The organism is Ideonella sp. B508-1 (assembly GCF_000333615.1).
GTDB lineage: Bacteria > Pseudomonadota > Gammaproteobacteria > Burkholderiales > Burkholderiaceae_C > Ideonella.
Genome location: NZ_BADL01000536.1, coordinates 1 through 1,728 on the forward strand (window position 1 = coordinate 1; position 1,728 = coordinate 1,728).

At 70.3% G+C, this 1,728-nt stretch carries 2 protein-coding genes; one reads left to right on the forward strand and one right to left on the reverse strand.

All coding sequences use genetic code 11. The features are described 5' to 3' along the window. A partial coding sequence (locus I73_RS20940) for an aconitase family protein (protein ID WP_022982407.1) occupies window positions 1-1,314 on the forward strand: 1,314 nt, incomplete at its 5' end. Between the two features lie 15 nt (window positions 1,315-1,329). Here I73_RS20940 and I73_RS29575 read toward each other — a convergent pair. After that, a complete protein-coding gene (locus I73_RS29575) occupies window positions 1,330-1,617 on the reverse strand; it encodes a fumarylacetoacetate hydrolase family protein (protein ID WP_051049309.1) in 288 nt (95 codons plus the stop codon). Window positions 1,618-1,728 lie beyond the last annotated feature (111 nt).

Below are 1,728 nucleotides of genomic sequence, written 5' to 3' on the forward strand. Positions count from 1 at the left end.
ACCTCGCTGGCCCCGGGCTCGCGCATCGTCACCGATTACCTCACCCGCACCGGTCTGCTGCCTTACCTGGAGAAGCTGGGCTTCAACGTGGCGGCCTACGGCTGCACCACCTGCATCGGCAATGCCGGCGACCTGACCGCGCCGATCAACGAGGCCATCACCGCCAACGACCTGGTGGCCTGCGCGGTGCTGTCGGGCAACCGCAACTTCGAGGCCCGCATCCACCCGCTGATCAAGGCCAACTTCCTGGCCTCGCCGCCGCTGGTGGTGGCCTACGCCATCGCCGGCACGGTCCGCAAGGACCTGATGACCCAGCCGCTGGGCCAGGGCAAGAAGGGCAAGGATGTGTACCTGGGCGACATCTGGCCCAGCAGCGAGGAGATCGACCGCCTGCTGCGCCAGGCCATGCGGCCCAAAACCTTCCGCGAGAACTACGAGCAGGTGGGCGCCAAGCCTGGCAAGCTCTGGGAGCAGATCCAGGGCAGCGCCGGCGAGGTCTACCCCTGGCCGACCAGCGGCTACATCGCCCGCCCGCCGTTCTTCGACGGCTTCGAGCAGACACCCGCCCCGCGTGAAGCCACGGTGCAGGGCGCCCGCATCATGGCCCTGTTCGGTGATTCGATCACCACCGACCACATCTCGCCGGCCGGCTCGATCAAGCCGGATTCCCCGGCCGGCCGTTACCTGCAGGAACTGGGCGTCAAGCCGGTGGACTTCAACAGCTACGGCTCACGCCGCGGCAACCACGAGGTGATGATGCGCGGCACCTTCGCCAACGTGCGCATCAAGAACCTGATGCTGCCGCCCACCGAAGACGGCAGCCGGGTGGAGGGCGGCTACACCCTGATGCAACTGCCCGGCGAGACCCAGGGCCAGCGCATGGCCATCTACGACGCTGCCATGGCCTACCAGGCCGCCGGCGTGCCCACCGTGATCTTCGCGGGTGAGGAGTACGGCACCGGCTCCAGCCGCGACTGGGCCGCCAAGGGCACCCGACTGCAGGGCATCCGCGCGGTGGTGGCGCGCAGCTTCGAGCGCATCCACCGCAGCAACCTGGTGGGCATGGGCGTGCTGCCGCTGCAGTTCCAGGGCAGCGACAGCTGGTCCTCCCTGGGCCTGACCGGCACCGAGCTGATCGACATCCGCATCGAGGGCGAACTGCTGCCGCAGCGCAATGCCACCCTGGTCATCCACCGGGCCGATGGCAGCACCCAAGAGGTGACGCTGACGCTGCGCATCGACACCCCGATCGAGGTGGAGTACTACCGCCACGGCGGCATCCTGCCCTACGTGCTGCGGCAGCTGCTGGCCTGAGGGCCCTGACGGTACTCAGAAGCGCAGCACCACCTCGCCCAGGCCGTCAAAGGCCACCGTGACGGTGTCACCGGCCTGGGCGGGCAGCAGGCCCACCCAGCTGCCGGTGGTCACCACGGTGCCCGCCGGCAGCACGGCGTCCTCGCGCGTGGCGTGACGCAGCCAGGCCGGCAGCACCGCCGTGGGCCGGGCCAGGGGGTGGGTGCCGCGGCACTCGAACAGGGCCGCCGCGCCGATCTGCACGCGGACCGTTTGCGTGGCCCAGTCCCGCGCCGGCTCGAACGGTTGCCAGGCGCCCAGCACCAGCGCCCCATGCGATTGACCGTGCCGCAGCGCGCCGAGTTTCACCCCGAGGTGGACACCGGCGCCCACCTGCTGCTGGTGCTGGACCAGGCCGCCCGCCTGCAGGCCCCG